At 70.2% G+C, this 21,189-nt stretch carries 21 protein-coding genes; 10 read left to right on the forward strand and 11 right to left on the reverse strand.

Going from position 1 to position 21,189, the window contains the following annotated elements; all coding sequences use genetic code 11:
* The first annotated feature begins 23 nt into the window (after positions 1-23).
* The 3 genes from ACZ7CD_RS34820 to ACZ7CD_RS34830 are packed head-to-tail and all read left to right on the forward strand — an operon-like array spanning position 24 to position 1,920.
* Entirely contained in the window at positions 24-389 is a 366-nt protein-coding gene (locus ACZ7CD_RS34820; RefSeq protein ID WP_458431283.1) for a GntR family transcriptional regulator, read from the forward strand.
* Positions 389-1,264 (forward strand): ATP-binding cassette domain-containing protein, encoded by an 876-nt coding sequence (locus ACZ7CD_RS34825; RefSeq protein WP_470374771.1) that lies wholly within the window; start codon positions 389-391, stop codon positions 1,262-1,264. The genes ACZ7CD_RS34820 and ACZ7CD_RS34825 overlap by 1 nt, the downstream gene beginning before the upstream one ends.
* Positions 1,261-1,920 (forward strand): hypothetical protein, encoded by a 660-nt coding sequence (locus ACZ7CD_RS34830; RefSeq protein ID WP_470371244.1) that lies wholly within the window; start codon positions 1,261-1,263, stop codon positions 1,918-1,920. The genes ACZ7CD_RS34825 and ACZ7CD_RS34830 overlap by 4 nt, the downstream gene beginning before the upstream one ends.
* A 4-nt stretch (positions 1,921-1,924) precedes the next feature.
* Here the strand turns inward: ACZ7CD_RS34830 and ACZ7CD_RS34835 are convergent, their stop codons facing one another.
* From ACZ7CD_RS34835 to ACZ7CD_RS34845, 3 genes are read right to left on the reverse strand one after another with little or no spacing between them, the layout of a single operon-like run.
* A complete protein-coding gene (locus ACZ7CD_RS34835; RefSeq protein WP_360396212.1) occupies positions 1,925-2,896 on the reverse strand; it encodes a LacI family DNA-binding transcriptional regulator in 972 nt (323 codons plus the stop codon).
* Positions 2,897-2,901: 5 nt separating this feature from the next.
* On the reverse strand, positions 2,902-3,369 hold the full coding sequence (locus ACZ7CD_RS34840; RefSeq protein ID WP_458431287.1) for a hypothetical protein: 468 nt from the start codon (positions 3,367-3,369) through the stop codon (positions 2,902-2,904).
* On the reverse strand, positions 3,366-4,202 hold the full coding sequence (locus ACZ7CD_RS34845; protein ID WP_360396215.1) for a DUF1996 domain-containing protein: 837 nt from the start codon (positions 4,200-4,202) through the stop codon (positions 3,366-3,368). The genes ACZ7CD_RS34840 and ACZ7CD_RS34845 overlap by 4 nt, the downstream gene beginning before the upstream one ends.
* Before the next feature lie 214 nt (positions 4,203-4,416).
* Between ACZ7CD_RS34845 and ACZ7CD_RS34850 the strand changes: the two genes are divergently transcribed.
* Positions 4,417-6,120, forward strand: coding sequence for a discoidin domain-containing protein (locus ACZ7CD_RS34850; protein ID WP_470380574.1), 1,704 nt, complete (start codon positions 4,417-4,419; stop codon positions 6,118-6,120).
* On the opposite strand, the gene ACZ7CD_RS34855 is transcribed toward ACZ7CD_RS34850, so the two are convergent.
* Entirely contained in the window at positions 6,104-8,029 is a 1,926-nt protein-coding gene (locus ACZ7CD_RS34855; protein WP_470380575.1) for an endo-beta-N-acetylglucosaminidase, read from the reverse strand. The two genes, ACZ7CD_RS34850 and ACZ7CD_RS34855, sit on opposite strands and share 17 nt — an antisense overlap.
* 184 nt (positions 8,030-8,213) lie before the next feature.
* Here ACZ7CD_RS34855 and ACZ7CD_RS34860 point away from each other — a divergent pair, with 184 nt between their 5' ends.
* Positions 8,214-9,044, forward strand: coding sequence for a dienelactone hydrolase family protein (locus ACZ7CD_RS34860; RefSeq protein ID WP_360396221.1), 831 nt, complete (start codon positions 8,214-8,216; stop codon positions 9,042-9,044).
* Between the two features lie 73 nt (positions 9,045-9,117).
* Here ACZ7CD_RS34860 and ACZ7CD_RS34865 read toward each other — a convergent pair whose 3' ends face one another.
* From ACZ7CD_RS34865 to ACZ7CD_RS34880, 4 genes are all read right to left on the reverse strand, one after another.
* Positions 9,118-11,640 carry an ABC transporter permease gene (locus tag ACZ7CD_RS34865; protein ID WP_470380576.1) on the reverse strand — a complete coding sequence of 841 codons (2,523 nt, stop codon included), beginning with the start codon at positions 11,638-11,640 and terminating at the stop codon, positions 9,118-9,120.
* Positions 11,633-12,424 (reverse strand): ABC transporter ATP-binding protein, encoded by a 792-nt coding sequence (locus tag ACZ7CD_RS34870; RefSeq protein ID WP_360396486.1) that lies wholly within the window; start codon positions 12,422-12,424, stop codon positions 11,633-11,635. The genes ACZ7CD_RS34865 and ACZ7CD_RS34870 overlap by 8 nt, the downstream gene beginning before the upstream one ends.
* A gap of 184 nt (positions 12,425-12,608) precedes the next feature.
* Positions 12,609-13,094 carry a hypothetical protein gene (locus tag ACZ7CD_RS34875; RefSeq protein WP_360396224.1) on the reverse strand — a complete coding sequence of 162 codons (486 nt, stop codon included), beginning with the start codon at positions 13,092-13,094 and terminating at the stop codon, positions 12,609-12,611.
* Positions 13,095-13,140: 46 nt separating this feature from the next.
* On the reverse strand, positions 13,141-14,118 hold the full coding sequence (locus ACZ7CD_RS34880) for an LLM class flavin-dependent oxidoreductase (RefSeq protein WP_458431296.1): 978 nt from the start codon (positions 14,116-14,118) through the stop codon (positions 13,141-13,143).
* 39 nt (positions 14,119-14,157) lie between these two features.
* On the opposite strand from ACZ7CD_RS34880, the gene ACZ7CD_RS34885 reads away from it, so the two are divergent.
* The 5 genes from ACZ7CD_RS34885 (at position 14,158) to ACZ7CD_RS34905 (ending at position 17,915) form a co-directional block, all read left to right on the forward strand.
* On the forward strand, positions 14,158-14,427 hold the full coding sequence (locus ACZ7CD_RS34885; RefSeq protein ID WP_360396228.1) for a GNAT family N-acetyltransferase: 270 nt from the start codon (positions 14,158-14,160) through the stop codon (positions 14,425-14,427).
* A gap of 35 nt (positions 14,428-14,462) precedes the next feature.
* A complete protein-coding gene (locus ACZ7CD_RS34890; protein ID WP_360396230.1) occupies positions 14,463-15,452 on the forward strand; it encodes an MBL fold metallo-hydrolase in 990 nt (329 codons plus the stop codon).
* Between the two features lie 241 nt (positions 15,453-15,693).
* The gene (locus ACZ7CD_RS34895) at positions 15,694-17,025 is read left to right on the forward strand and encodes a hypothetical protein (protein WP_360396232.1); all 1,332 of its coding nucleotides are present in this window, start codon (positions 15,694-15,696) and stop codon (positions 17,023-17,025) included.
* A gap of 24 nt (positions 17,026-17,049) precedes the next feature.
* Positions 17,050-17,784 (forward strand): lysophospholipid acyltransferase family protein, encoded by a 735-nt coding sequence (locus tag ACZ7CD_RS34900; RefSeq protein WP_458431299.1) that lies wholly within the window; start codon positions 17,050-17,052, stop codon positions 17,782-17,784.
* On the forward strand, positions 17,781-17,915 hold the full coding sequence (locus tag ACZ7CD_RS34905) for a hypothetical protein (protein ID WP_360396235.1): 135 nt from the start codon (positions 17,781-17,783) through the stop codon (positions 17,913-17,915). The genes ACZ7CD_RS34900 and ACZ7CD_RS34905 overlap by 4 nt, the downstream gene beginning before the upstream one ends.
* A gap of 119 nt (positions 17,916-18,034) precedes the next feature.
* On the opposite strand, the gene ACZ7CD_RS34910 is transcribed toward ACZ7CD_RS34905, so the two are convergent.
* From ACZ7CD_RS34910 to ACZ7CD_RS34920, 3 genes are read right to left on the reverse strand one after another with little or no spacing between them, the layout of a single operon-like run.
* The gene (locus ACZ7CD_RS34910; protein ID WP_360396236.1) at positions 18,035-18,475 is read right to left on the reverse strand and encodes a response regulator; all 441 of its coding nucleotides are present in this window, start codon (positions 18,473-18,475) and stop codon (positions 18,035-18,037) included.
* Positions 18,472-19,974 carry a sensor histidine kinase gene (locus ACZ7CD_RS34915; protein ID WP_360396238.1) on the reverse strand — a complete coding sequence of 501 codons (1,503 nt, stop codon included), beginning with the start codon at positions 19,972-19,974 and terminating at the stop codon, positions 18,472-18,474. Before ACZ7CD_RS34915 ends, ACZ7CD_RS34910 begins: the two co-directional genes overlap by 4 nt.
* A gap of 7 nt (positions 19,975-19,981) precedes the next feature.
* A complete protein-coding gene (locus ACZ7CD_RS34920; protein ID WP_470380577.1) occupies positions 19,982-21,130 on the reverse strand; it encodes a PP2C family protein-serine/threonine phosphatase in 1,149 nt (382 codons plus the stop codon).
* Positions 21,131-21,189: the final 59 nt, after the last annotated feature.

Below are 21,189 nucleotides of genomic sequence, written 5' to 3' on the forward strand. Positions count from 1 at the left end.
AGTAACGAACCAGGGAAGTAGTCGTGTTCGACGACCGGAGTCCGATCTACCGGCAGATCGCCGACCGGATCAAGGCGGACGTGGTCAGCGGGGCGCTGAAGGCGGACGAGCAGGTCATGTCGACCAACCAGTACGCCGCCTACTACCGGATCAACCCGGCCACCGCGGCCAAGGCGTTCCAGCAGCTCGTGGACGAGAAGGTGCTCTACAAGAAGAGGGGGATCGGGATGTTCGTGAGCACGCGGGCTCGCGACATGCTGCGGGCACAGGGCAGGGAGACCTTCTTCGGCGAGGTGGTCGACCCGATGGTCGCCGAGGCGCGCGCCATCGGCATTCCGCTCGCCGACGTCATCCGGCGCATCGAGCAGCACGACAGGGGGGAAGTGTGATGCAGGTCGACGTGCGGGGTTTAACGGTCCGCTACGGCACCATCACCGCTGTGGACGACATGAGCTTCTCGTTGTCCGGCAACAAGATCTACGGTCTGCTCGGGCGCAACGGCTCCGGCAAGACCAGCCTGATGTCCGCTCTCGCCGGCTACCGCAGGCCCGTCGGCTCGGTGCTGCTCGACGGTGCGCCGGTCTTCGAGAACGCGCGGGCGATGCGGAACGTCTGCCTGGTCCGGCACACGACCGACGCCGCCGACAAGGGCGACAAGGTCGTCCACGCGCTGGAGTACGGCAAGGCGTGGCGCGAGACGTGGGACGACACCTATGCCCGCGAGCTCGTCGAGCTCTTCGGGCTGCCGCTCAAGACCAAGGTCGGCGAGCTGTCGCTGGGGCAGCGGTCCGCGCTCGGCGTCACGATCGGGCTCGCCAGCCGCTCACCGCTGACGATGCTCGACGAGTCGCACCTCGGCATGGACACGCCGACCCGGTACGCCTTCTACGACGCGCTGCTGCAGGACTTCATGCGGCACCCGCGCACCATCGTCATCTCCACGCACCTCATCGAGGAGCTGGCCTCCCTGCTGGAGGAGGTCCTGATCATCGACAACGGCCGGCTCGTGCTCCAGGAGGAGGCCGACGTCCTGCGCTCGCGCGGCACCGAGGTCACCGGGACCGCCGACGACGTCGACGCGTTCACCGCAGGGCTCACCGTGCTGAGCGAGAAGTCGCTGGGGCGCACCAAGTCGGTCATGGTCTACGGCACGCTCGACGACGCGCAGCTCGTCCACGCCCGCCGGCTGGGGCTGGAGCTAGGGCCGATCGCGTTGCAGGACCTGTTCGTGCACCTCACCGAACCGGTCGGGGGGCTGCGGTGAGGGTCTTCCGCCACCTGGCCACGTCGCTCGCCGGGTTCAGCGCGCTCGTCGCGGCCGGGGTGTTCGCCTTCACCGTCGCCCTCACGTTCGCCGTGTCGCTCTTCAAGGACGTCGTGATCAGCGGGTGGTCGGTGGCCGCCGGTCAGGTCGGGCCCTGGTTCGTGCTCTTCGTCGGCGTCCACGTGATCCACAACGTGCTGCCCGTCGCGGTCGCGCACGGCCGCACCCGCCGGGAGCTGCTGGGCGCCGCGACCGGGTTCAGCGTGGTGTTCGCGGCCGCGATGGCCGCGGTCGCGTGGCTCGGGTTCGCCGTCGAGGGCGGCGTCTACGCGCTGATGGACTGGACCGCGGGGGACCGCGGGCTGCCGCACGCCTACTTCCTGATGTACCTCGTGTGGTGCGCGGTCGGCATGCTCCTCGCCGCGGCGTTCGACACGTCCGGACCGGCGGGCCTCGTCGCACTGCCGTTCGGCATCGCCTTCGCGGTCATGGCCAAGGTGCGGATACCCGGCTCCGGCGAGCTCCCGTTCCTGCGCAACGAGATGAGCCTGCTCGGCGCCGGCTGGCACGTCGCGTCCGCGGTCGCGTGGCTGCTGGCGGTCGCGGCGACGTGGCTGATCGCCAAGAACATGCCGGTCAGGTCCAAGAGCGCGTGAGCGGTCAGCCGCTCGCCCGCACGACGAGCGAGGGTGCGAACACCACCGACGTGACGGGCGTGGCGGGGTTCGCGATCTGCCGCAGCAGCTGACGGGCCATCTCCTGCGCCATGTCGGCGATCGGCTGGCGGACGGTCGTGAGCTCCGGCTCGCACGTCAGCGCCGCGCTGCTGTCGTCGAACCCCACCACCGCCACGTCACCGGGCACCGTGCGGCCGTGGCGGTGCAGGACCGCGATCGCACCGGTCGCGATCAGGTCGGAGCCGGCGAACACGCCGTCGACGTCGGGGCAGCGGGCGAGCAGCTCCTCGGTCGAGGCGATCCCGGACTCCCTGGTGAAGTCACCGTGCACCACGACCGCGTCCGGCACGACGTCGAGGAAGCCGCGCACGCGGTCCCGGCCCGTGGGCATGTCCTGCGGGCCGGTGATCGTGGCGATGCGCCGGCAGCCGAGCGCCAGCAGCCGTTCGCCGGCCAGCGCACCGCCCGCCGCCTGGTCCACGTCGACGTAGGTGATCGGCATCGGCTGCCACGGCCGCCCGGCCAGCACGACCGGCAACCCGGCCGCGATCAGCTGACCGGGCACCGGGTCCGCCGGGTCGGTGTGCACGAGGACCACCCCGTCCAACCGGCCGCAGCGCAGGTCGCTCACCGCCTGCTCGCGCGTCCCCGGCCCGGTCATCATGAGCACCAGGTGGATGCCCAGCGGCCGCACCACGCGGGTCACGCCGCTCACGACGCTCGCCAGGTGCGGGTCGCCGAGCATCCGGTGCTCGTCGGGCAGCACCAGCCCGATCGCGTCGGCCCGCCGCGTCACCAGCGAGCGCGCCGCGATGTTCGGCAGGTACCCGGTGCTGGAGATGGCGCGCTGCACCGCGTGCCGCAGCGCCTCGTCGACCGTGCCGAGGCCGTTCACGACCCTCGACGCGGTGGCGCGCGACACCCCGGCGACGCGCGCCACCTCCTCCAGCGTCACGCGTTTCACCTGGCGGCCAGCTCCGCCGTGCGGTGGCGTTCCATCAGCTCGACGATCTCCACCGTCGGCGGGTGCTTCAGGTCCACGCGCGCGTTCTCCAGGACCTTCAACGACTCCGTCAGGTGCGCGCGCACGAACTGGTCACGCGCCTGCGGGTCGGTCGCCGCCAGCTGGATCTCCGCGTCGGTCGGCATGCCCGGCATGTCGTGCCCGACGTGGTTGTTCACGTACGGCACGTCCAGCACCGCGCGCAACCGTTCCAGCTCCTCACGGCGGTGCGCCACCATCTCGGCCGGGCCGCCGTTCTCCAGCAGCTTCAGCACCTGTTCGTTGGTCCCGATCGAGAGCTCCACGAACGCGCGTTCGGTCTGGCCGAACGCGCCCTGCGCTTCCGAGCTCACCGGGGTGTCAGGGGTGGGGGGAGGTGCCTGCTGGCAGCCCGCGAGGAGGCCGGCCAGCAGGCAGAGGATCACCCGTGGTTTCCGTTGTGGTCGCATTTGATCACCACGTTGATGCAGTTGCGGACACGGCGTTCCATCTCGGCACGCGGCCAGACGTTGAAGAAGTCGCCGTGCATGGTCTGTCCGGTGCCCGAGGCCAGTCGCAGGCCCGAGGTGGTGCCGTTCACCGGGTAGCGCAGCACCATCCGCAGCTTCGGCACCGGCACCGGGTGCGAGGACGGGCAGCCGCCCGCGACGGGGTACGACAGGTGCGACTTGTGGTCGGACGAGTCGAGGTCGCGGCCGTTCCAGCACTGCGGGAAGTCCAGGTAGGTCTCCAGCATCGTGCCGGACGGGCATTCGACGAAGTTCTTGGACGGGTTCACGTGCCCGGCGTGCAGGCACGACCACCGCGCGTTGCTGTCGCCGTCGCCGGTGGCCTTCGCGTTGCCCGCGACGACCTTCAGCCCGTAGGGCATGGGCTGGATCGCCGCCGGGTTGTTCACGCCCTCGCCGAGGTAGTAGAAGGTGACGCCGGTCGGTGCGATCGCGGTGTTGTCGCGGTAGAGCGTCGGCACCCAATAGGAGGAGATGTCCGCCGCCGGGTTGCAGTTGCCCGTCGAGCCCTCCAGCGACTGCTGGGTGGTGCGGGCGTTGGTCGAGCGGTTGCCGAAGAAGTCGTGCGAGTGGGAGGCACCGGGCAGGTTCGGCAGGACGATCGGGTCGTCCGGGAGCCGGTGGCTGATCGGGCACTCCGCGAGGAACTCGGCGACGCGCACCGGTGCTCCCTGCGCCGCGCCGGGGACGCTCAGCACCCCGGCGGCCAGTGCGAGGATCGTGGCCAGGTGGAACAAAGGCTTCCTCATTGAAGCTTTCCTCTCCGCAGCAGGATTGGGAGAGCGCTCTCACGCCGTTCGAGCATGGCGCAGGTCGCAAACGGGCGTCAATCCGCAAGAAACGTTCAGAAGTCCCGGTTTTCTTGACACCACGCACCCGTGCCCTGACTCTCGGTGCTGAACTCCTGTCGCAGAGAGCGCTCTCTCACGCCTCGTCGCCCGTTCATCGGCTTCAGGAGCACCCATGTCAGGAAGGCCCCACCGCACGAGACTGCCCCTGTTCGTCGCCGCGGCGCTGGTCGCGGCCACGATCACGCCGGCGCAGGCCGCCGGCCCGTTGCTCTCCCAGAACCGTCCCGTCACCGCCTCCAGCAGCGAGAACGCCGCGTTCAGCGCGACGGCCGCCGTCGACGGCGACCCCGGCACCCGCTGGTCCAGCCAGTTCAGCGACCCGCAGTGGATCCAGGTCGACCTCGGCTCCCCGGCGAAGGTCGACCAGGTCGTGCTGGCCTGGGAGGCCGCGAGCGCCAGGGCGTACACGCTCAGCATCTCCGCCGACGGCAACTCGTGGCAGGAGCTGCGCCGCACCACCGCCGGGCCCGGCGGCACGGAGACGCTCGCGGTCTCCGGCACCGGCCGGTACGTGCGGCTCGACCTCACCCAGCGCGCCACGCAGTACGGCTACTCGCTGTGGGAGTTCCAGGTGTTCGGCACCCGCGACTCCGGCAGCGCGGAAACCCTGCTGTCGTACGGGAAGACCGGGTCCGCCTCGACGTTCCAGGACGACCCGAACTGCGGCGGCTGCACCCCGGCCAAGGCGTTCGACCGCGACCCCGCCACCCGGTGGGCGACCAGCGCGACCACCGGCTGGGTCGACCCCGGCTGGATCTCCGTCGACCTCGGCGCCACGGCCCGGATCTCCAAGGTCGTGCTGCAGTGGGACCCGGCGTTCGCGACCGCGTACCGGATCGAGGTGTCCGACGACAACGCGACCTGGCGGCAGCTCTACTCGACCACGACCGGCCGCGGGTTCAAGGAGACGCTGACCGTCAGCGGCACCGGCCGGTACGTGCGGATGTACGGCACGGCCCGGTCGAACGGCTACGGCTACTCGCTGTGGGAGTTCCAGGTCTACGGCACCGGCGGCAACCCGACGCCCGCGCCACCGCTGCCCCCGAACCCGTCGTTCCCCGGCCGGCTCGTCTGGTCCGACGAGTTCAACGCCCCCGCGGGCACCGCGCCGGACGCCTCGAAGTGGCAGCCGGAGACCGGTCCCGGGGTGAACAACGAGCTGCAGTACTACACGAACAACAACAACGCCCGCCACGACGGCAACGGCAACCTGGTGCTGCAGGCCCGCCGCGAGGTCACGCCGGGCAGCGCCTGCCCGGTCGACCCGGTCAGCGGCAGCACGACCTGCCAGTACACCTCCGCGCGCCTCAACACCTACGGCAAGTTCACGTTCACCTACGGCCGGGTCGAGGCGCGGATCAAGGTGTCGTCCACGCAGGGGTTGTGGCCCGCGTTCTGGATGCTGGGCGCTGACTTCTTCGACCAGCGCCGGCCGTGGCCCTACACCGGCGAGATCGACATCATGGAGCACGTCGGCAAGGAGCCGAACCGGGTCTACTCGACGCTGCACGCCCCGGCGTACTTCGGCGCGGGCGGGTACGGCTCCCCGCTCGACCTCGGCCAGCCCGCGGCGGCGGCGTTCCGCACGTTCGCCGTCGAGTGGGACTCCAGCCACATGACGTTCAGCGTGGACGGCAACCGGTTCTTCACCGTCGACCGCAACGTCCTGGAGACCACCCGCGGGCCGTGGGTGTACGACCACCCGTTCTTCCTGATCATCAACAACGCCGTGGGCGGCGACTGGCCCGGCCCGCCGGGGGCCGGGACGCAGCTGCCGCAGGACATGGTGCTCGACTACGTCAGGGTGTACCAGTGATCGTCGTGCGAGCGGGTGGCGAGACGTCGAACGCCTCGTCGACCGCCTCGACCTCGATCTGCGCCGTCTCGCCGTTCGTGAGCGGGATCGCGGGCACGAAGTACGCGTCGTTCGGCGTGCCACCGAGGAAGAGCCGTTCGGGACCGGCTTTGTAGACCCGGTACTGCCGGACCCGGCCGGGGGAGCGGGTCCAGGTGAGCCGTGCCGACACCGTGGCGGCGTCGGTGCGGCTCACCAGCTCCACCCGCGGGTTCGCCGGTGCGGCGGGTGCGGTCATGGCCGGGTCGGTGACGCCGATGCGGCCGACGAGGGCGGTCACCGGGCCGCCGGGCAGCACCCGCAGCGCGATCTCGGTGAGCGTCGCACCGGCGTGCTCACCGAGCGGGAACACGCTGCGCCGCCACCCGCCGCTGACGCCGCCGAGGTCGAGCACCCGCTCGGTGGTCCCGATCCGCAGCACGGCCTGCAACCGCGACGGACCGGTGCCGGTGCGGTGCACGACCTCGAACTGGCTGCTGCCGGTGAGGGGGAGCGCCGTCGCGAACAGCCGCACGTCGTTGGCGGACGCGGGTGTGCCGGTGATCTTCAGCGCGGTGCCGCCGTCGTACGGGTCGTCCCAGTCCAGCGAGGGCACGACCTTCGTGCCGCTGCCGGTGACGCTCCACCGCCAGGTCGGCAGCACGTCCTGCAACGCCAGGTTGTTCCACTGCTGCGTCGAACGGACCGTGCCGCCGACGGCGAACTTGCGGCCGTGCCCGGTGTTGAAGTTCGTGACGAACGGCAGGGAGGTGATCGGCGTCAGCTCGGTGATGTGGTGGGCGACGCCCTTCCACGCCGCGTTTGTCGTCGTGTTGGCCGGGTCGCCGTTCGGACCGACCCAGAACCTGTTGTCCCGCGCGTAGAAGTCGGCGGGACCGGTCGCGGACTTGAACGTCCACTCCGGACGGTAGAAGCCGAGCGAGGTGGTGTGCGGCCCGCCCTCGGGGAAGATCGAGGCCCAGGCGACGCTGGTGTTGTAGCCGTTCGACTCGACGTCCACACCGGACGCCAGGTCGTACGGGCTGCGACCCATCTGCCGGGCGAGGTTCGCCGAGTTCTGCAAGCCCTGCGCGCTCCACCAGAAGTTCAGGAACATTTCGTCGGAGGGGGCGAAGAACATCCGGTTGCGCGCGGTCAGCGCGTTCTGCCAGGAGACGCTGCCGGTGTCGGTCATCGCGTCGTACCAGATGATCCGCAGGCCGCTCCTCTTCAGGTAGACGATGAAGTCGCGCATGTCGGCGGCCAGCTGGGCGTTGCCGCCGGCGGTCTCCTGGTTGAGGAACCAGCCGTCGAAACCGTGGTGGCGGGCCACCTGGACCATCTTGTCCGCCACCGGGAACCGGTCGCCCTCGCGCCGGACGAGGTCGCGCACCCACTGCAGCTGACCGCCGTACGCGGTGGGCGGCAGGAACACGTTGCCGATCACCTTCACGCCGTTGCGGTGCGCGGCGTCGGTGACGGTCGGGTTCGGCGCGAGGATCAGGCCCTCGGAGGCGCTGCCGCCCCAGAACACCAGCTCGTCGACGTACTGCCAGTAGTTGGTGGCGTAGTAGTTCATGTCGAGCGCGCCCTGGGCGGGGTTGCCGCTCGTCGGCGCGTACGCGACCAGCGCCTGCACCCGCGCCTCGTTCGCGCGGGCGTGCGGGTTGGCCGGCCGGGCGGGCACGACGCGCCGGGCGAGGGGGACCGAGCTGCGGTTGTACCGCGCGTCCCGGTCCGTCGCCGGATCCCAGTCGAGGATCGTGGCGGGGTGCCAGTAGGACGCGTACGGCTGGGCGACATCGGCCAGCGCGGAAGCGGGGGCGTCGGGCAGCAGACCTGTTAGCGCTGCCGTTGAGCTCAGTACGAGGAACTGTCTCCTGGTGGGCACGCGCTCACCCTTGTGCGGCATCTGATTCGTCGCATACCGCCTCTACGGTGACCTGATCGGACGACAATTCCCTGCTCAGCTGCGCTCGGTAACCATCCGACCGGACGAATCGGACGAGCCTACCGAGCGGTAGCGTTGGGGACGCCGTTTTGGTTCCCCTGCAACCAATTGAGGTGTATTCGTCGTGCGCATCAAAGTCGTTGTCGCGGCACTCGTCCTGGCCTTCGCCCCCACCGCCACCGCCACCGCGGTCGCCAACCCCCACGAACGCGGTCCGGCACCCACGGCCGCGTCGGTCGAGGCGTCGCGCGGCACCTTCGCCGTCACCCAGACCACCATCGCCCGCCAGCCGGACTTCGGCGGCGGCACCGTCTACACCCCCACCAGCGACCTCAAGTTCGGCGCTGTCGCCGTCTCACCCGGCTTCACCGCCACCCAGACGTCGGTCGCGCACTTCGGTCCCCGGCTCGCGTCCTTCGGGTTCGTGGTGGTCACCATCAACACCCTGTCCGGCTTCGACGACCCCGACAGCCGCGGCCGCCAGCTGCTCGCGGCACTGGACTACGCCGTCCGCACCAACCCCCGCGTCGACGCCTCGCGCCTGGCCGTGATGGGTCACTCGATGGGCGGCGGCGGCGCACTGCGCGCCTCGGTCTCCCGGCCCGCCCTGCAGGCCTCCATCCCGCTGGCCGCTTGGCACACCACGAAGAACTGGTCGGCCGTCGGCGTCCCGACCCTCGTGCTCGGCGGCCAGAGCGACCCGACCGCACCCAACTCGCAGCACTCGCTGCCGTTCTACACCTCGATGACCGCCGCACCGGACAAGGCGTTCCTCGAACTGCGCGGCGGCGACCACTCCGACCCGCGCAGCGACAACGTGACCGTCCGCAAGTTCACGCTGTCGTGGCTCAAGCGGTTCGTCGACGACGACCTGCGCTACGACCAGTTCCTGTGCCCGGCCCCCGCGCCGAACACCGCCATCAGCGCGTACCGCGACACCTGCCCGCACTCCTGACCCCGGTGGGCAAGGCGTCTGCAAGTACTACCGACACGGTGGTCGGCAGTACTTGCAGACGCCAGAACAAGGATCACTCGTAGGCGATGGCGTTCAGGACGTTGAGCCGTGCGGCGCGGATGGCCGGCAGGATCGCCGCGACCACGCCGACGAACGCGGCCACCACCAGGTACTGGACCATCGTGGCCCACGGGAAGCCGAGCTCGGAGATGCCCTGGTCCTTCAGCGCCTGCACGGTCGCGACGCCCAGCGCCAGGCCGACCGCGAGACCGAGGACCGCGCCGAAGACGGAGATCACCACCGACTCGACGGTGATCATCCGCATCACCTGCGAGCGCCGCATGCCGATGGCGCGCAGCAGACCGAGCTCGCGGGTCCGTTCGATCACCGACAGCGCCAGGGTGTTGATGACGCCCAGCACCGCGATGAGGATCGCGAGCGCCAGCAGGATCTGGATCATCAGCAGGACCGTGTCGAACTGCGAGGTCGTCTGCTTCACGAACGCGCTGCGGTCCTGCACGGTGATCTCGGGGTTGTCGGCGAACAGCGGCTCGACCCGCTTCTGCACGTCCGCCGCACTGGTGCCGGGGTTCACCTGCACGAACGCCTGGGCGACCCGGTCGGAGCGGAAGTTCTTGCCCGCCGACTCCGGCAGCACCAGCGCACCCTGCAGCACCTGGGACTTGGCCCAGATGAAACCGACCGTGAAAGTCTGCGGCTGCGCGGCCCTGGCCAGCTGCAGCGACACCGTGCTGCCGACCGTCCAGCCCTTCTCGGCCGCCATCTCCTCGGGCAGCGCGAGCTGGTCGTCCTTCAGCGGCGCGATCTCACCGGACTTCGGCTTCAGCGCGAACATCGTCGCCAGCGCGGGCACGTCGTTGACGCCGACCGCGAACAGCTGGCTGTCGCCCTGGAGCACACCGTCCTGCGACCAGCCGACGGCCGACTTCACGCCCTCGGTCCGTTCGACCTTCGACAGCACGTCCCGCGGGAACGTCGCCGGCTGGCCCTCCGCCTGGCCCTCACCGGAGATGATCAGGTCGGTCTGCAGCTGACCGGAGGCCAGCTTCTCGATCGACTTGGTCGCCGACGTCAGCACCACGCTCACGCCGGTGATCAGCGAGATGCCCACCATCAGCGCGGCGGCGGTGATGGCGGTGCGGCGCGGGTTGCGGGCGGAGTTGCGCCGGCCCAGCAGGCCCGGCATCGACCACGACAGCAGCCGGCCGATCAGCGACACCATCGGCCGCGACAGGATCGGCGTCAGCAGCGCCACGCCCACGAACGCCACCAGGATGCCGCCGAAGATCAACGACAACGACGCCTGCCGGAAGCCGAAGGCCAGTGCCGTGCCACCGGCGGCCGCGACCAGCGCGCCGGTGATGGTGATCTTCGTCAGCGGCCGGTCCGGCGTGGCCGCCTCGCGCATGGCCGCGACCGGTGCGATCCGCGACGCCCGCAGCGCAGGCAGGACCGCCGCGACCACGGTGACGACGATGCCGACCGCGAACGACGAGATCACCGCGGACGCCGGCACCCCGATGCCCGCGAGCTGCAGGTTCGTGCCGCCCACCGAGCTGAAGATCGTCGCCAGCAGCGCCCCGACGCCGACCCCTGCCCCGAGGCCGGCGATCGACGCGATGAGGCCGATCACGAACGCCTCCAGCACCACCGAGCCGATGACCTGGCCGCGGGAGGCGCCCATCGACCGCAGCAGCGCGAGCTCCCGCGTGCGCTGGGCGACGATGATGGAGAACGTGTTGAGGATGATGAAGATGCCGACGAACAACGCGATGCCGGCGAACCCGAGCAGCACGTAGTTGAAGAACTTCAGGCCCTCGTTGATCTGGTCGGCCTGCTCCTTCGCGAGCGTCGCACCGGTCTTCACGTCGTAGCCGGAGCCGAGCTTCGCGGCCACGGCGTCGCGCAGCGCGTCGTCGGACGTGCCGGCCGCGGCGGTCACGGTGACCGAGGAGTACGCGTCCTGCTTGCCCAGCAGCAGCCGCTGCGCCACGGGTTCGGTGAACGCCACGGACAGCTCGCCGCCCAGCGACTCGCGGCCACCGGCGTACTCGTAGACACCGGCGATCTTGAAGGTCTTCTTCGGCTCCAGCGTGAGCAGCCCGATCTCGTCGCCGACCTTGAAGCCACCGGTCGAGGCGAGGTAGGCGTTGACGACGACCTCGTCGTCGGCCGCGGGAGCCTTGCCGTCGCGGATCTTCTCCTGACCGGTGCCGGTCCAGTTGGTGCCGAACCGCGGTGCGCCGGAGGTCGTGATGACCTTGCCGTTCTTGCCGATCGGCCGCGCGGACCCCTGCACCTCGCCGACCGCGGACGCCACGCCCGGCACCGCCTTCACGTCGGCGATCGCCTGCGGCGTGAGCGGCTGGGGCTCCTTGCCCTTCTCCTGCTTCGGCGACACCGAGACGTCCACGTTGGCGAACGCCGACGAGAACAGGTCGGTGAACGACCGCTGCAGCGTGTCGGTCAGCACGAACGACCCGGACACGAACATCACGCCCAGCACCACCGCGAGCGCGGACAGCACCAGCCGGAGCTTGCGCGACAGCAAGCTCTTGATAGTGGCCTTAAGCATGTGGCACCACGACACCGTCGAGGTGCTTCATCGTCTCCAGGACCTCGTCGGCCGAGGGCGCCAGCAGCTCGCGGACGATGTGGCCGTCCTTGAGGAAGATGACGCGGTCTGCGTACGACGCGGCGTTCGGGTCGTGCGTGACCATCACGATCGTCTGCCCGAACTCGCGGGCGGACCGCTGCAGGAACGCGAGCACCTCGGCACCGGACTGCGAGTCCAGGTTGCCGGTCGGCTCGTCCGCGAACACGACCTCGGGCCGCGACACCAGGGCACGCGCGCAGGCCACGCGCTGCTGCTGGCCACCCGACAGCTGCGTCGGGCGGTGCGAGAGCCGGTCGCGCAGGCCGACGGTGTCGATGACGACGTCGAACCACTCCCGGTCGACCTTCTTGCCGCCGATGGCGAGCGGCAGCGTGATGTTCTCCTCGGCGGTCAGCGTCGGCAGCAGGTTGAACTGCTGGAAGATGAACCCGACCTGGTCGCGCCGCAGCTCGGTGAGCCCCCGGTCCTTCAGGCCGGTGACCTTGGTGTCACCGATCCACACCTCGCCGCGGGTCACGTCGTCCAGCCCCGCCAGGCAGTGCATCAGGGTCGACTTGCCCGACCCCGACGGTCCCATGATCGCGGTGAACCGCGACCGCTCCAGCTCGACGCTCACCCCCGCGAGCGCGGTCACGGCGGCGTCGCCGGACCCGTATTCCTTCCACACGTCGACGGCTCTCGCCGCGACTCCATCGGACGTGCTCACTGTCTGTCCCCTCCTGTGGGATTTCTTGCGCACCATCTTCGACGACGCGGCGTACCGGAGGGTCAGGTCTTCCCCTGAGATCAACCCTGAACCAGTGTGCCCCCACACCTCAGCACCGGCATGCTGAGAGAGCTCTCAGCCCCGGCGGGTGCGCGTCATCGCGTGGTCGCGAGGGGAACGGTATTCCACAGGCGGCACAGTGTCTTCCGCCTTCGGATGACTAGGCGGTCAACTTCCGTCGCATGGGGACGGTGGGTTCCATCCGCCACGAAACCAGTTCCACCCGCAGGCCTTCGCGCAGCGCGTTCGCGGCGAGCCAGTGGTCCACGTCGCCGAGGTAGGCGCTCGCGGGCCGCGGCCAGCGGTCCAGCCACCGCCCGAACGCGGCGTTGAGCGCGATCGGTCCGCCCGGCGGGCGCACGCCCAGCACGAGCACGGGGTCCTCCCCGGTGACGAACCCGGTGGCGGTCTCGTGCACGCCACCGAAGAGGACCCGGTCCGCGCCCACCTCACGGGCCTTGTCCGCCACCGCGAAGAACGCCGACCCGCGCCCGGAGGCCCGCACCACCAGCTGGTGCGCGCCGAAGTCGGTGTCGAGGAACTCGTCGGCGCACGTGCCGTCATCGGCCAGCACCAGCACGTTCGTGCCGCCGGGGAGTGCCCCGACCTGGTCCGGGTGCGTGATGCCGATGACGGTGATGCCCACGGGACAGATCCTGACCGGCCCGTGTTAAGCCTTGGCGCCGTTGGTGTTAAACAAGTTTCGGCAGCACCTCGGCACCGAAGAGCCGGATCGTCTCGATGACCGACTCGTGGGGCATGCCCCCGATGTCCACCATCACCAGGTGCGTGTCGATGGACAGCGTCCGCGCCAACGCGTTCAGCCGCGCCGCCACCTCGTCGGGCGTCCCGCAGACCGCGGCACCCTCCATGATCTCGTCGACATCGATGTCACCGTCACCGCGCCACGGGTCGGCGAACCGCGCGTACTCGGCCAGGTGCGGCCGCCACCGCTCGCGCGCGTCGGACTCCGCCACGAACACGTGGCTGGGCACCCCGACGCGGCCGGTGGGGAAGCGTTCGCGGTAGCGCTGCACGACGTCTTGGTAGATCGACGGGTCGCGCAGCGTCGAGGGCAGCATCAGCGGCATCTCCAGCTCGGCCCCGAGATCGGCCGACACCGCCGACCCCGACCCGATCCACACCGTGGGGCGCGGCGTCTGCACCGGCCGCGGCGTCGTCGTCACCTCGGTCAGCTGGCCGCGGAACCGCCCGTCCCAGCTCACCTCCGGCTCCTCCAGCAGCTTGAGCAGCAGCCGCAGGTGCTCCTCGAACCGGGCCCGCAGCTCACCGGGCTGCACCCCGAACGCCGCGTCGGTCTGCTGGTCCACCCCGCGCGCCACGATCAGCTCCGCGCGCCCGCTCGACAGCACGTCGAGCGTCGCCAGCGCCTCGGCCACCAGGACCGGGTCGCGGTGGGCGAGCAGCGTGACGCCCGTGGACAGCCGCAGCGTGGTCGTCCGCGCCGCCACGGCCGACAGCAGCAGCTCGGGGGCGGACACGATGTAGCGGGTGAAGTGGTGCTCGCCGATCGCGACGCCGGCGAACCCCGCCTCCTCGGCCACCACCGCCTGCTCGACCATCGCCCGCAGCCGTTCGGCCTGCGGCACCTCCCGGCCCGTGCACGGGTTGGGCAGGTGGTCGCCGAGGATCAGCAGGTAGACGTCCATGACGGACATTTTTCCAGCGCGCGGGGTTAGATGGTCGACATGGTCACCGACAACCGCGCGGAGAGCCGCTACGAGGTCCACGTCGACGGGAAGCTCGCGGGCTTCCTGGAGTACCGGGACGTGGGCGGCGTCCTCGCGCTCGTGCACACCGAGGTCGACGACGCCTACGCCGGGCAGGGCCTCGGCGGGCAGCTCGCGAAGTTCGCACTGGACGACGTCCAGGCCCGCGGGGTGAAGATTTCGCCCCTGTGCCCGTTCGTGGCGAAGTACATCGACAAGCACCCCGAATACCGTGTTACCGTCCGGTAGATAGTTGCGAGCGCTAACGATCGGGGTGAGCGGGCGTGTGGAGTGAGCCGGGCGCGTTCGAGGTGGCACCAGGTGTGCACCGCATTCCGCTGCCGCTGCCCAACGACGGCCTGCGGGCGGTCAACGTGTACGCGGTCGAGGACGGCGACGGCCTGGTGATGATCGACTCCGGCTGGGCCCTCGACGAGGCCCGCGACCAGTTGGAGGCCGCGCTCGGCACCCTGGGCAAGGGCTTCGAGGACATCCGCCGGTTCCTCGTCACGCACGTGCACCGCGACCACTTCACGATGGCGGTGTCGCTGCGCCGGACGTTCGGCAGCAAGATCGGCCTGGGCCTCGGCGAGCAGCCGTCGCTGCGGCACATGCTGCACGGCCAGGAGGACCAGCACGTCTCCGACCTGCGCAAGTGGGGTGCCGGCGAGCTCGCGGAGACGTGGGTCAAGATCATGCACAGCGTCGACCGCGGCGAGGCGCTGCGCGACTACGAGGAACCCGACGAGTGGCTCACCGCGTCGACCCTCGACCTGGAGCACCGCAGCCTGGAGGTCATCCCGACGCCGGGACACACCCGCGGCCACGTCGTGTTCGTCGACCACACCGCGAAGGTCCTGTTCTCCGGCGACCACGTCCTGCCGCACATCACCCCGTCGATCGGCTTCGAGCCGTTGCGCCCCGAACTGCCCCTGGGCGACTACATGACCTCGCTGCGGCTCACGCGCGGATTGCCCGACCTCAAGCTCCTGCCCGCACACGGTCCCGTGACCGACAGCGTCCACGCCCGCGTGGACGAGCTGCTGAGCTTCCACGAGCAGCGGCTGGAGGAGATCGGCAAGGCCGTCGCGGGCACCGCGTTCGAGACCGCCCGCAAGATCGGCTGGACCCGCCGGCAACGCCGGTTCGACGACCTCGACATGTTCAACCAGGTGCTCGCGATCGGCGAGACCGCCGCGCACCTCGACGTCCTCGTCGAACGCGGCGAACTGACCCGGACGGAGTCCGGGGGCGTGTTCGAATACTTGCCCTGACGGCGGAGGGCCTGAGGGAGTTTCGGGCAAGAGCGATGACCAAACGGGCATTCCTCCATTTTCGCTTCATTCTTCTCGACGGGGAAACTACAGTCGATACCACGAGGTGAGGTGACTCACCGGCTTTCCTCGACGGAATCGCGTCAATGGTCCTCGGGCTTTGTCGTGAATTCCGCCGGTGTGTGGCGCACATCTTTTGTTTTTCGACTCGTCGTGTTCCAGGCCCACGGTGGAGTTTGCGATGATTGGTCTAGCGGCATCGGGAGCCGTCGCACGGGCAGACGAGTGGGTGTTGCGGCGCCTGCCCACGGCGGCCTGGGGTGCCGGGAAGAGCGCGGCGGCGGCCGAGGACCTCGTGAGGGAGCTGAGCTCGGAAGTGCTCGCCGGCCTGCCCGAGGTGGCGGAGGTCAGCCGGGACGAGGCGCGGCGCTTGCTCGTCGGCCTGGGGTTCTGCGGCAGCGCGGTGGCGCGGTTCGCCGTGGAGACCGGGCAGGAGGTCGAGCAGGCGTTCGGGCACCTCCGCGTCGGGCGGTCCGCGTGCGCGTTCCGGCGCTACTACGCCGACCTGGCGGAAGCGTCCGGAGCCGGGCATCCGCCACGCCAGGCTTTCGCGTCCGTCGTCACGTGGAACGCGCCCACGGTCGTCGTGAGCGCCGACGGCATGCCGGACGTCCGAATCGCATCCGCGTACGGCGACGGAAGAACGAGGACCTGGACGGGCACGAGCGACGAATCGAATCTTTGGAGGCTGTTCAAGAAGAGCGTCGCCCTCGGTGCCGCCGCCAACGAGTTGCTGTCGCCGCTGATCTCCGGTGAGGTGGAGGTGGAGTCCCCGGAGTTCGTCCGGCGGGCTCTCCTCGCCGCGGAGCTGATCGACAGGATGCGCGAAGAAATGCGCTCGTTCACCGTCAGGAGGCCGACCGGCGGCGGTTCCATGTCGGTCGAGGTCTTCATGGGTGAGATCCGCCAGTACGGCGTTCCCTGGGACCCCGGGGCGGAGGCCCCCAGCGGTCCGCACGAGGCGGAGTGGCTCAAGCGCGACATGATGCTCGGTCAGCGCTCGCCCGAGTACGTGGACCAAGTGCGCCGAAGGTATCCACAGCTGCTGGAAGGGGATGTGCGAGGCGTCGAGGACGCCCTCCGGTCCCCCTCCCTGGAACAGGTCGTGCGGCGGGCCTGCCTGCGCCACCTCTCCTCCGACCACGACAGCGGCGGCAGCCGGCGGGCTCAGGTGCTGTCCGGCGTGCTCGCGGTACGGGCTGTCCACCGTGCGGCAGGCCTGTGCGCCGCCGCGCACCTGGGCCTGGCGAGGAGGTTCCTCTTCGTCCCCCGGCGTCGTTCGGCACCGGCCGGCGAGCGCCCCGGCCTGGAGGTGACCGCGGTGGCCAACGACGCCGGCATCACGGGCATGACCGAAAGCGTCGTCAAACGACTGACCGAGCGCAGGCTCGAACCCGTTCTCGACGACGTCGTCGGGAGAGCGGGAGAAGCCGAGCTGAGCCAGGCGCAGGCCGCACTCGACCGGTGCACCCGCCCCGCGGTCACGATCGTCGATCTTTCCGTCAATCCCTGATCCGTCCCGGGCTCGCGTGCTGGAATGGCGGGCGTGACCCCGCTCGAGCTCGCCGCCTGGACGTGGAAGATGCCACGACGAGGCAGAGGTTTCTGGTTCTCCCTGGCCATCGACGTCCTGTGGCCGATCGTCGTGCTGTTCGTCCGCCTGCGCGTGCGGGGCCGTCAGCACGTGCCCGGCACCGGTGGCGTGATCCTCGCGTTCAACCACCTGTCGAACTCGGACACGGTCGCCGCCGTCGTCTTCGCGCTGATGTCGGACCGCGTCCCGCGCATCCTCGCGAAGGCCTCGCTCTGGCGCACGCCGCTCTTCGGCCGGGTCATGCGCTCAGGCGGCCACATCCCGGTCGAACGGGGCACCGTCAAGGCCGCCAGGGCGCTGCGCCCGGCCGTGGAGGCGCTGAAGGCGGGGGAGTGCGTGATGGTGTTCCCCGAGGGCAGGTTCACCGACGACCCCGGCAACTGGCCGATGAAGGGCAAGTCCGGCGTCGCGCGGATGGCCCTGGAGAGCCGCGCCCCGGTCGTCCCGGTCGCCGAGTGGGGCACCCAGGACCTGCTGCCCAGGGGCACCGTGCTGCCGCGGTTGCTGCCGCGCAAGCGGGTCGAGGTGGTCGCGGGTGCGCCGGTCGACCTGAGCGACCTCTACGACCGCGAACTGACCGCCGAGGTGCTGGACGAGGCGACCGCGCGGGTGATGGATGCGATTGCGGTCACGTTGTCCGGCATACGTTCCGGGGAACCGGGTAGCCGAAGGACATGACTCTGCCCAAGGAAAGCATCAGGCCCGGCGGCGACGGCTTGTGGGCTTCCGTGATCCCGGAACCGCGCGAGGAGCAGCAGTGGGTCGTGCAGGCGGACGACGACCCGTTGATCGTGCTGAGCGTCGACTGACCGCCGGCGACGGACCCGCTACCGCCCAGCTCTGGTGGGCTCGGCGGAGCAGGCAGCCCCGTGGACCAGTCCCGCCAGAACGGCGGGGCTGCCCGCGCTGTCCGGGAAACCGCCCGTGATCAGCGCGGCAGCTTCACCACGGTGACGAAAAAATCGTCGATCTGGCGCACCACGTCGATGAACCGGTCGAAGTCCACCGGCTTGGTCACGTAGGCGTTCGCGTACAGGCTGTAGCTGCGCAGGATGTCCTCCTCCGCCTCCGACGTCGTCAGCACGACCACCGGGATCGACCGCAGCTCGGCGTCCGCCTTGACCTCGGCCAGCACCTCGCGGCCGTCCTTGCGGGGCAGGTTCAGGTCCAGCAGGATCAGGCCCGGCCGCGGCGCGTTCGCGTACTGGCCCTCGCGGCGCAGGAACTCCAGCGCCTCCACACCGTCCTTCACCACGTGCAGCTGGTTGCGGATCTTGTGGTGCTCGAACGCCTCCTGCGTCATCAGCGCGTCGCCGGGGTCGTCCTCCACGAGCAGGACGTCGATCACGGTCAGCGGTGCCTCGTTCATGCGGTTTCCTCAGGCAGTGCGTCGGTGGCGGGCAGCGTGAACTCGAAGCGCGTACCGGAGTCCACACCGGTGTTCAGCCAGATGGTGCCGCCGTGGTACTCGACGATCTTCCGGCACATCGCCAGTCCGATGCCCGTGCCGGGGTAGGCGTCCTTCGGGTGCAGGCGCTGGAAGATGACGAAGATCCGGTCAGCGTACTCCGGCTCGATCCCGATGCCGTTGTCGTGCACCGAGAACCTCCACATGTCGCCGTCGCGTTCCGCCGCGATGGTGACGACCGGCGGGTCCTCGCCCCTGAACTTCAGCGCGTTGCTGATCAGGTTCTGGAACACCGCGCTGAGCAGCGTCGCCTCGCCGCGCACCGGGGGCAGGTCGGCGACCACGAGGGTCGCGCCGGTCTCCTCGATCCGCTCGGAGAAGCTGTCCTCCAGCTGGCGCACCACCTGGTTGAGGTCCACCATCGTGCGTTCGCGGGTGATGCGGCCCACGCGGGAGAACGCCAGCAGGTCGTTGATCAGGCCCTGCATCCGCTTGGCGCCGTCGACGGCGAAGTCGATGTACTGGTCGGCGCGCTCGTCGAGCTGCCCGCCGTAACGGCGTTGCAGCAGCTGGCAGAACGACGCCACCTTGCGCAGCGGTTCCTGCAGGTCGTGCGAGGCCACGTAGGCGAACTGCTCCAGCTCGGCGTTCGAGCGCTGCAGCTCCGTCTTCGCCGCCTCCAGCGTCGCCAGCTCCTGCACGATGCGGTGGCGCATCGCGTTGACGTCGTCGCCGAGCATCACCGTCTCGCGCGGGCCATGCACGTCGATGCGGCGCTGGAAGTCGCCGTTCGCAACCTCCCTGACCTGTTCGGCGAGGCTCGCGAGCGGACCGATCAGCATGCGGTGCAGCAGCGCCGACAGGCCGCCGATCACCGCGACCAGCAGCACGCCCATGCCGATGACCAGCCACAACACCACGTTCGCCGCGGCGCTCAGGTCCTGCCTGGCCTGCCGGCCCAGCTCGCCGATGTCGGTCTGCAGCCCGGCCAGCTCGGCGCGGATCTGGTCGAACAGCACCTTGCCGCGCTCGATGTCGCTCGGGCTGCCGGGACCGGACAGCTGGACCGCGGTGATCGTCAGCTCCGCGTACTCGGCACGCCACTGGCCCGCCAGCCGGCCGATGCGGTCGAGCCGGCCGCCGGGGTCACCGACGTGGTCGCGCACCCGCTGCGCGGCCTCCCGCTCGGCGTTCTGCCCGTCGAGGTAGGGCCGCAGGAAGTCGTCCTCACCGGTGAGGACGAACCCGCGCAGGCCGGTCTCCTGGTCGAGGAACGCCCGGTTGAGGTCCTTCGCCTCCCGCGCGGCCGGCTCGACCGCGTCGACCGCGCGCTGGCGGGCCGTAGAAAGCGAGTCGAGCGCCACCACGGTCGAGGAGATCGCCACCGCCGTCATCACGAGCAGCACCGTGACGATGACGACCAGCATCCGGCTGGCCGGCATCCGGTCGGACAGTTTCACGTGAGCTTCACCTGGGGTCTTTCAGCAGCAGGACGGCCATGTCGTCGTCTAGTTCCCCGCCGTTGAGCCGGGTAACCTCCGCGATCACCGGATCGAGCCACGACGCGGTGCCGCGGCGCAGCTCGTCCTGCATGATCTCGCACAGGCGCTCGACACCGAGCCGGTCGGTGTCGTCGGGCACCCGGCCCTCGATCAGGCCGTCGGTGAAGCACATGAGCGACCAGCCGGGCGGCAGCGGCACGTCCACGCCGGTCCACGCGTAGTCGGGCAGCACGCCCAGCGGCACGCCGATCTTCGACTGGGGCAGGTCCACGATCTGCTGACCGGCCACCAGCAGCGGTTCGGGGTGACCGGCGAGGAAGTAGCGGGCCGAGCGCCGGTCCGGTGCCACGGTGACGGTGCAGGCCGTGGTGAAGATGCCCTCACCGTGCCGCTCCGCGACCAGCACCTGGTCGAGCGTCCGCAGCACCTTCTCCGGCGATTCGCCCGCGAGCACCAGCGCACGCCACGCGATCCGCAGGCAGACGCCCAGCGCGGCCTCGTCGGGGCCGTGGCCGCAGACGTCGCCGATGATCGCGTGCACCGTGCCGTCGGGCAGGCCGACCGCGTCGTAGAAGTCACCGCCGAGCAGCATCCGCTGGCCACCGGGCTGGTAGCGGACCTCCAGGTCCAGGTCGGAGCCCTTGAGCAGCGGGGGAGGGAGCAGGCCGCGTTCCAGGCGGGCGCGTTCCTGGGCGACCAGGGTGGCCTCGCGCAGCTTCTGCTGGGCGTCGTCGGCCCGGCGCCGTTCGACCGCGTACCGCACGCCGCGCAGCAGCAGCTCGCCGTCGACCTGACCCTTGACCAGGTAGTCCTCGGCACCGGCCGCGACCGCGTCGATGCCCTCGCCCTCGTCGTCCAGGCCGGTGAGCACGATGATCGCGGGCGCGCGGGGTATGCCCAGCAGCCGGTGCAGGCCGTTCAGGCCGTGGGAGTCGGGCAGGCCGAGGTCGAGCAGCACGCACTCCGCGTCGGCCAGCAGGGTCTCCGCTTCGGCCAGCGTGCGGGCACGCGTCAGCTGGAATGGCGCGTTCGCCTCTTCGAGGAGCGCCTCGACGAGGACCGCGTCACCATCGTCGTCCTCGACCAAGAGGACGCGCACGGTCTTGGTTCGCATCACGTCGGACTTTAACGCGATTCGGCTGCGCGGTCGGTGTCCGGCCTACCAGGATGGCG

This window comes from Lentzea sp. NPDC036949 (genome assembly GCF_055608075.1).

What these genes read in the sequence shown, in the direction of transcription:
- ACZ7CD_RS34895 (WP_360396232.1), top strand. Translation starts at nt 15,694, where the DNA reads ATGATTGGTCTAGCGGCATCGGGAGCCGTCGCACGGGCAGACGAGTGG.
- ACZ7CD_RS34910 (WP_360396236.1), bottom strand. Translation starts at nt 18,475, where the DNA reads ATGAACGAGGCACCGCTGACCGTGATCGACGTCCTGCTCGTGGAGGAC.
- ACZ7CD_RS34870 (WP_360396486.1), bottom strand. Translation starts at nt 12,424, where the DNA reads ATGGTGCGCAAGAAATCCCACAGGAGGGGACAGACAGTGAGCACGTCC.
- ACZ7CD_RS34850 (WP_470380574.1), top strand. Translation starts at nt 4,417, where the DNA reads ATGTCAGGAAGGCCCCACCGCACGAGACTGCCCCTGTTCGTCGCCGCG.
- ACZ7CD_RS34885 (WP_360396228.1), top strand. Translation starts at nt 14,158, where the DNA reads ATGGTCACCGACAACCGCGCGGAGAGCCGCTACGAGGTCCACGTCGAC.
- ACZ7CD_RS34865 (WP_470380576.1), bottom strand. Translation starts at nt 11,640, where the DNA reads ATGCTTAAGGCCACTATCAAGAGCTTGCTGTCGCGCAAGCTCCGGCTG.
- ACZ7CD_RS34880 (WP_458431296.1), bottom strand. Translation starts at nt 14,118, where the DNA reads ATGGACGTCTACCTGCTGATCCTCGGCGACCACCTGCCCAACCCGTGC.
- ACZ7CD_RS34825 (WP_470374771.1), top strand. Translation starts at nt 389, where the DNA reads ATGCAGGTCGACGTGCGGGGTTTAACGGTCCGCTACGGCACCATCACC.
- ACZ7CD_RS34920 (WP_470380577.1), bottom strand. Translation starts at nt 21,130, where the DNA reads ATGCGAACCAAGACCGTGCGCGTCCTCTTGGTCGAGGACGACGATGGT.
- ACZ7CD_RS34845 (WP_360396215.1), bottom strand. Translation starts at nt 4,202, where the DNA reads ATGAGGAAGCCTTTGTTCCACCTGGCCACGATCCTCGCACTGGCCGCC.
- ACZ7CD_RS34905 (WP_360396235.1), top strand. Translation starts at nt 17,781, where the DNA reads ATGACTCTGCCCAAGGAAAGCATCAGGCCCGGCGGCGACGGCTTGTGG.
- ACZ7CD_RS34900 (WP_458431299.1), top strand. Translation starts at nt 17,050, where the DNA reads ATGGCGGGCGTGACCCCGCTCGAGCTCGCCGCCTGGACGTGGAAGATG.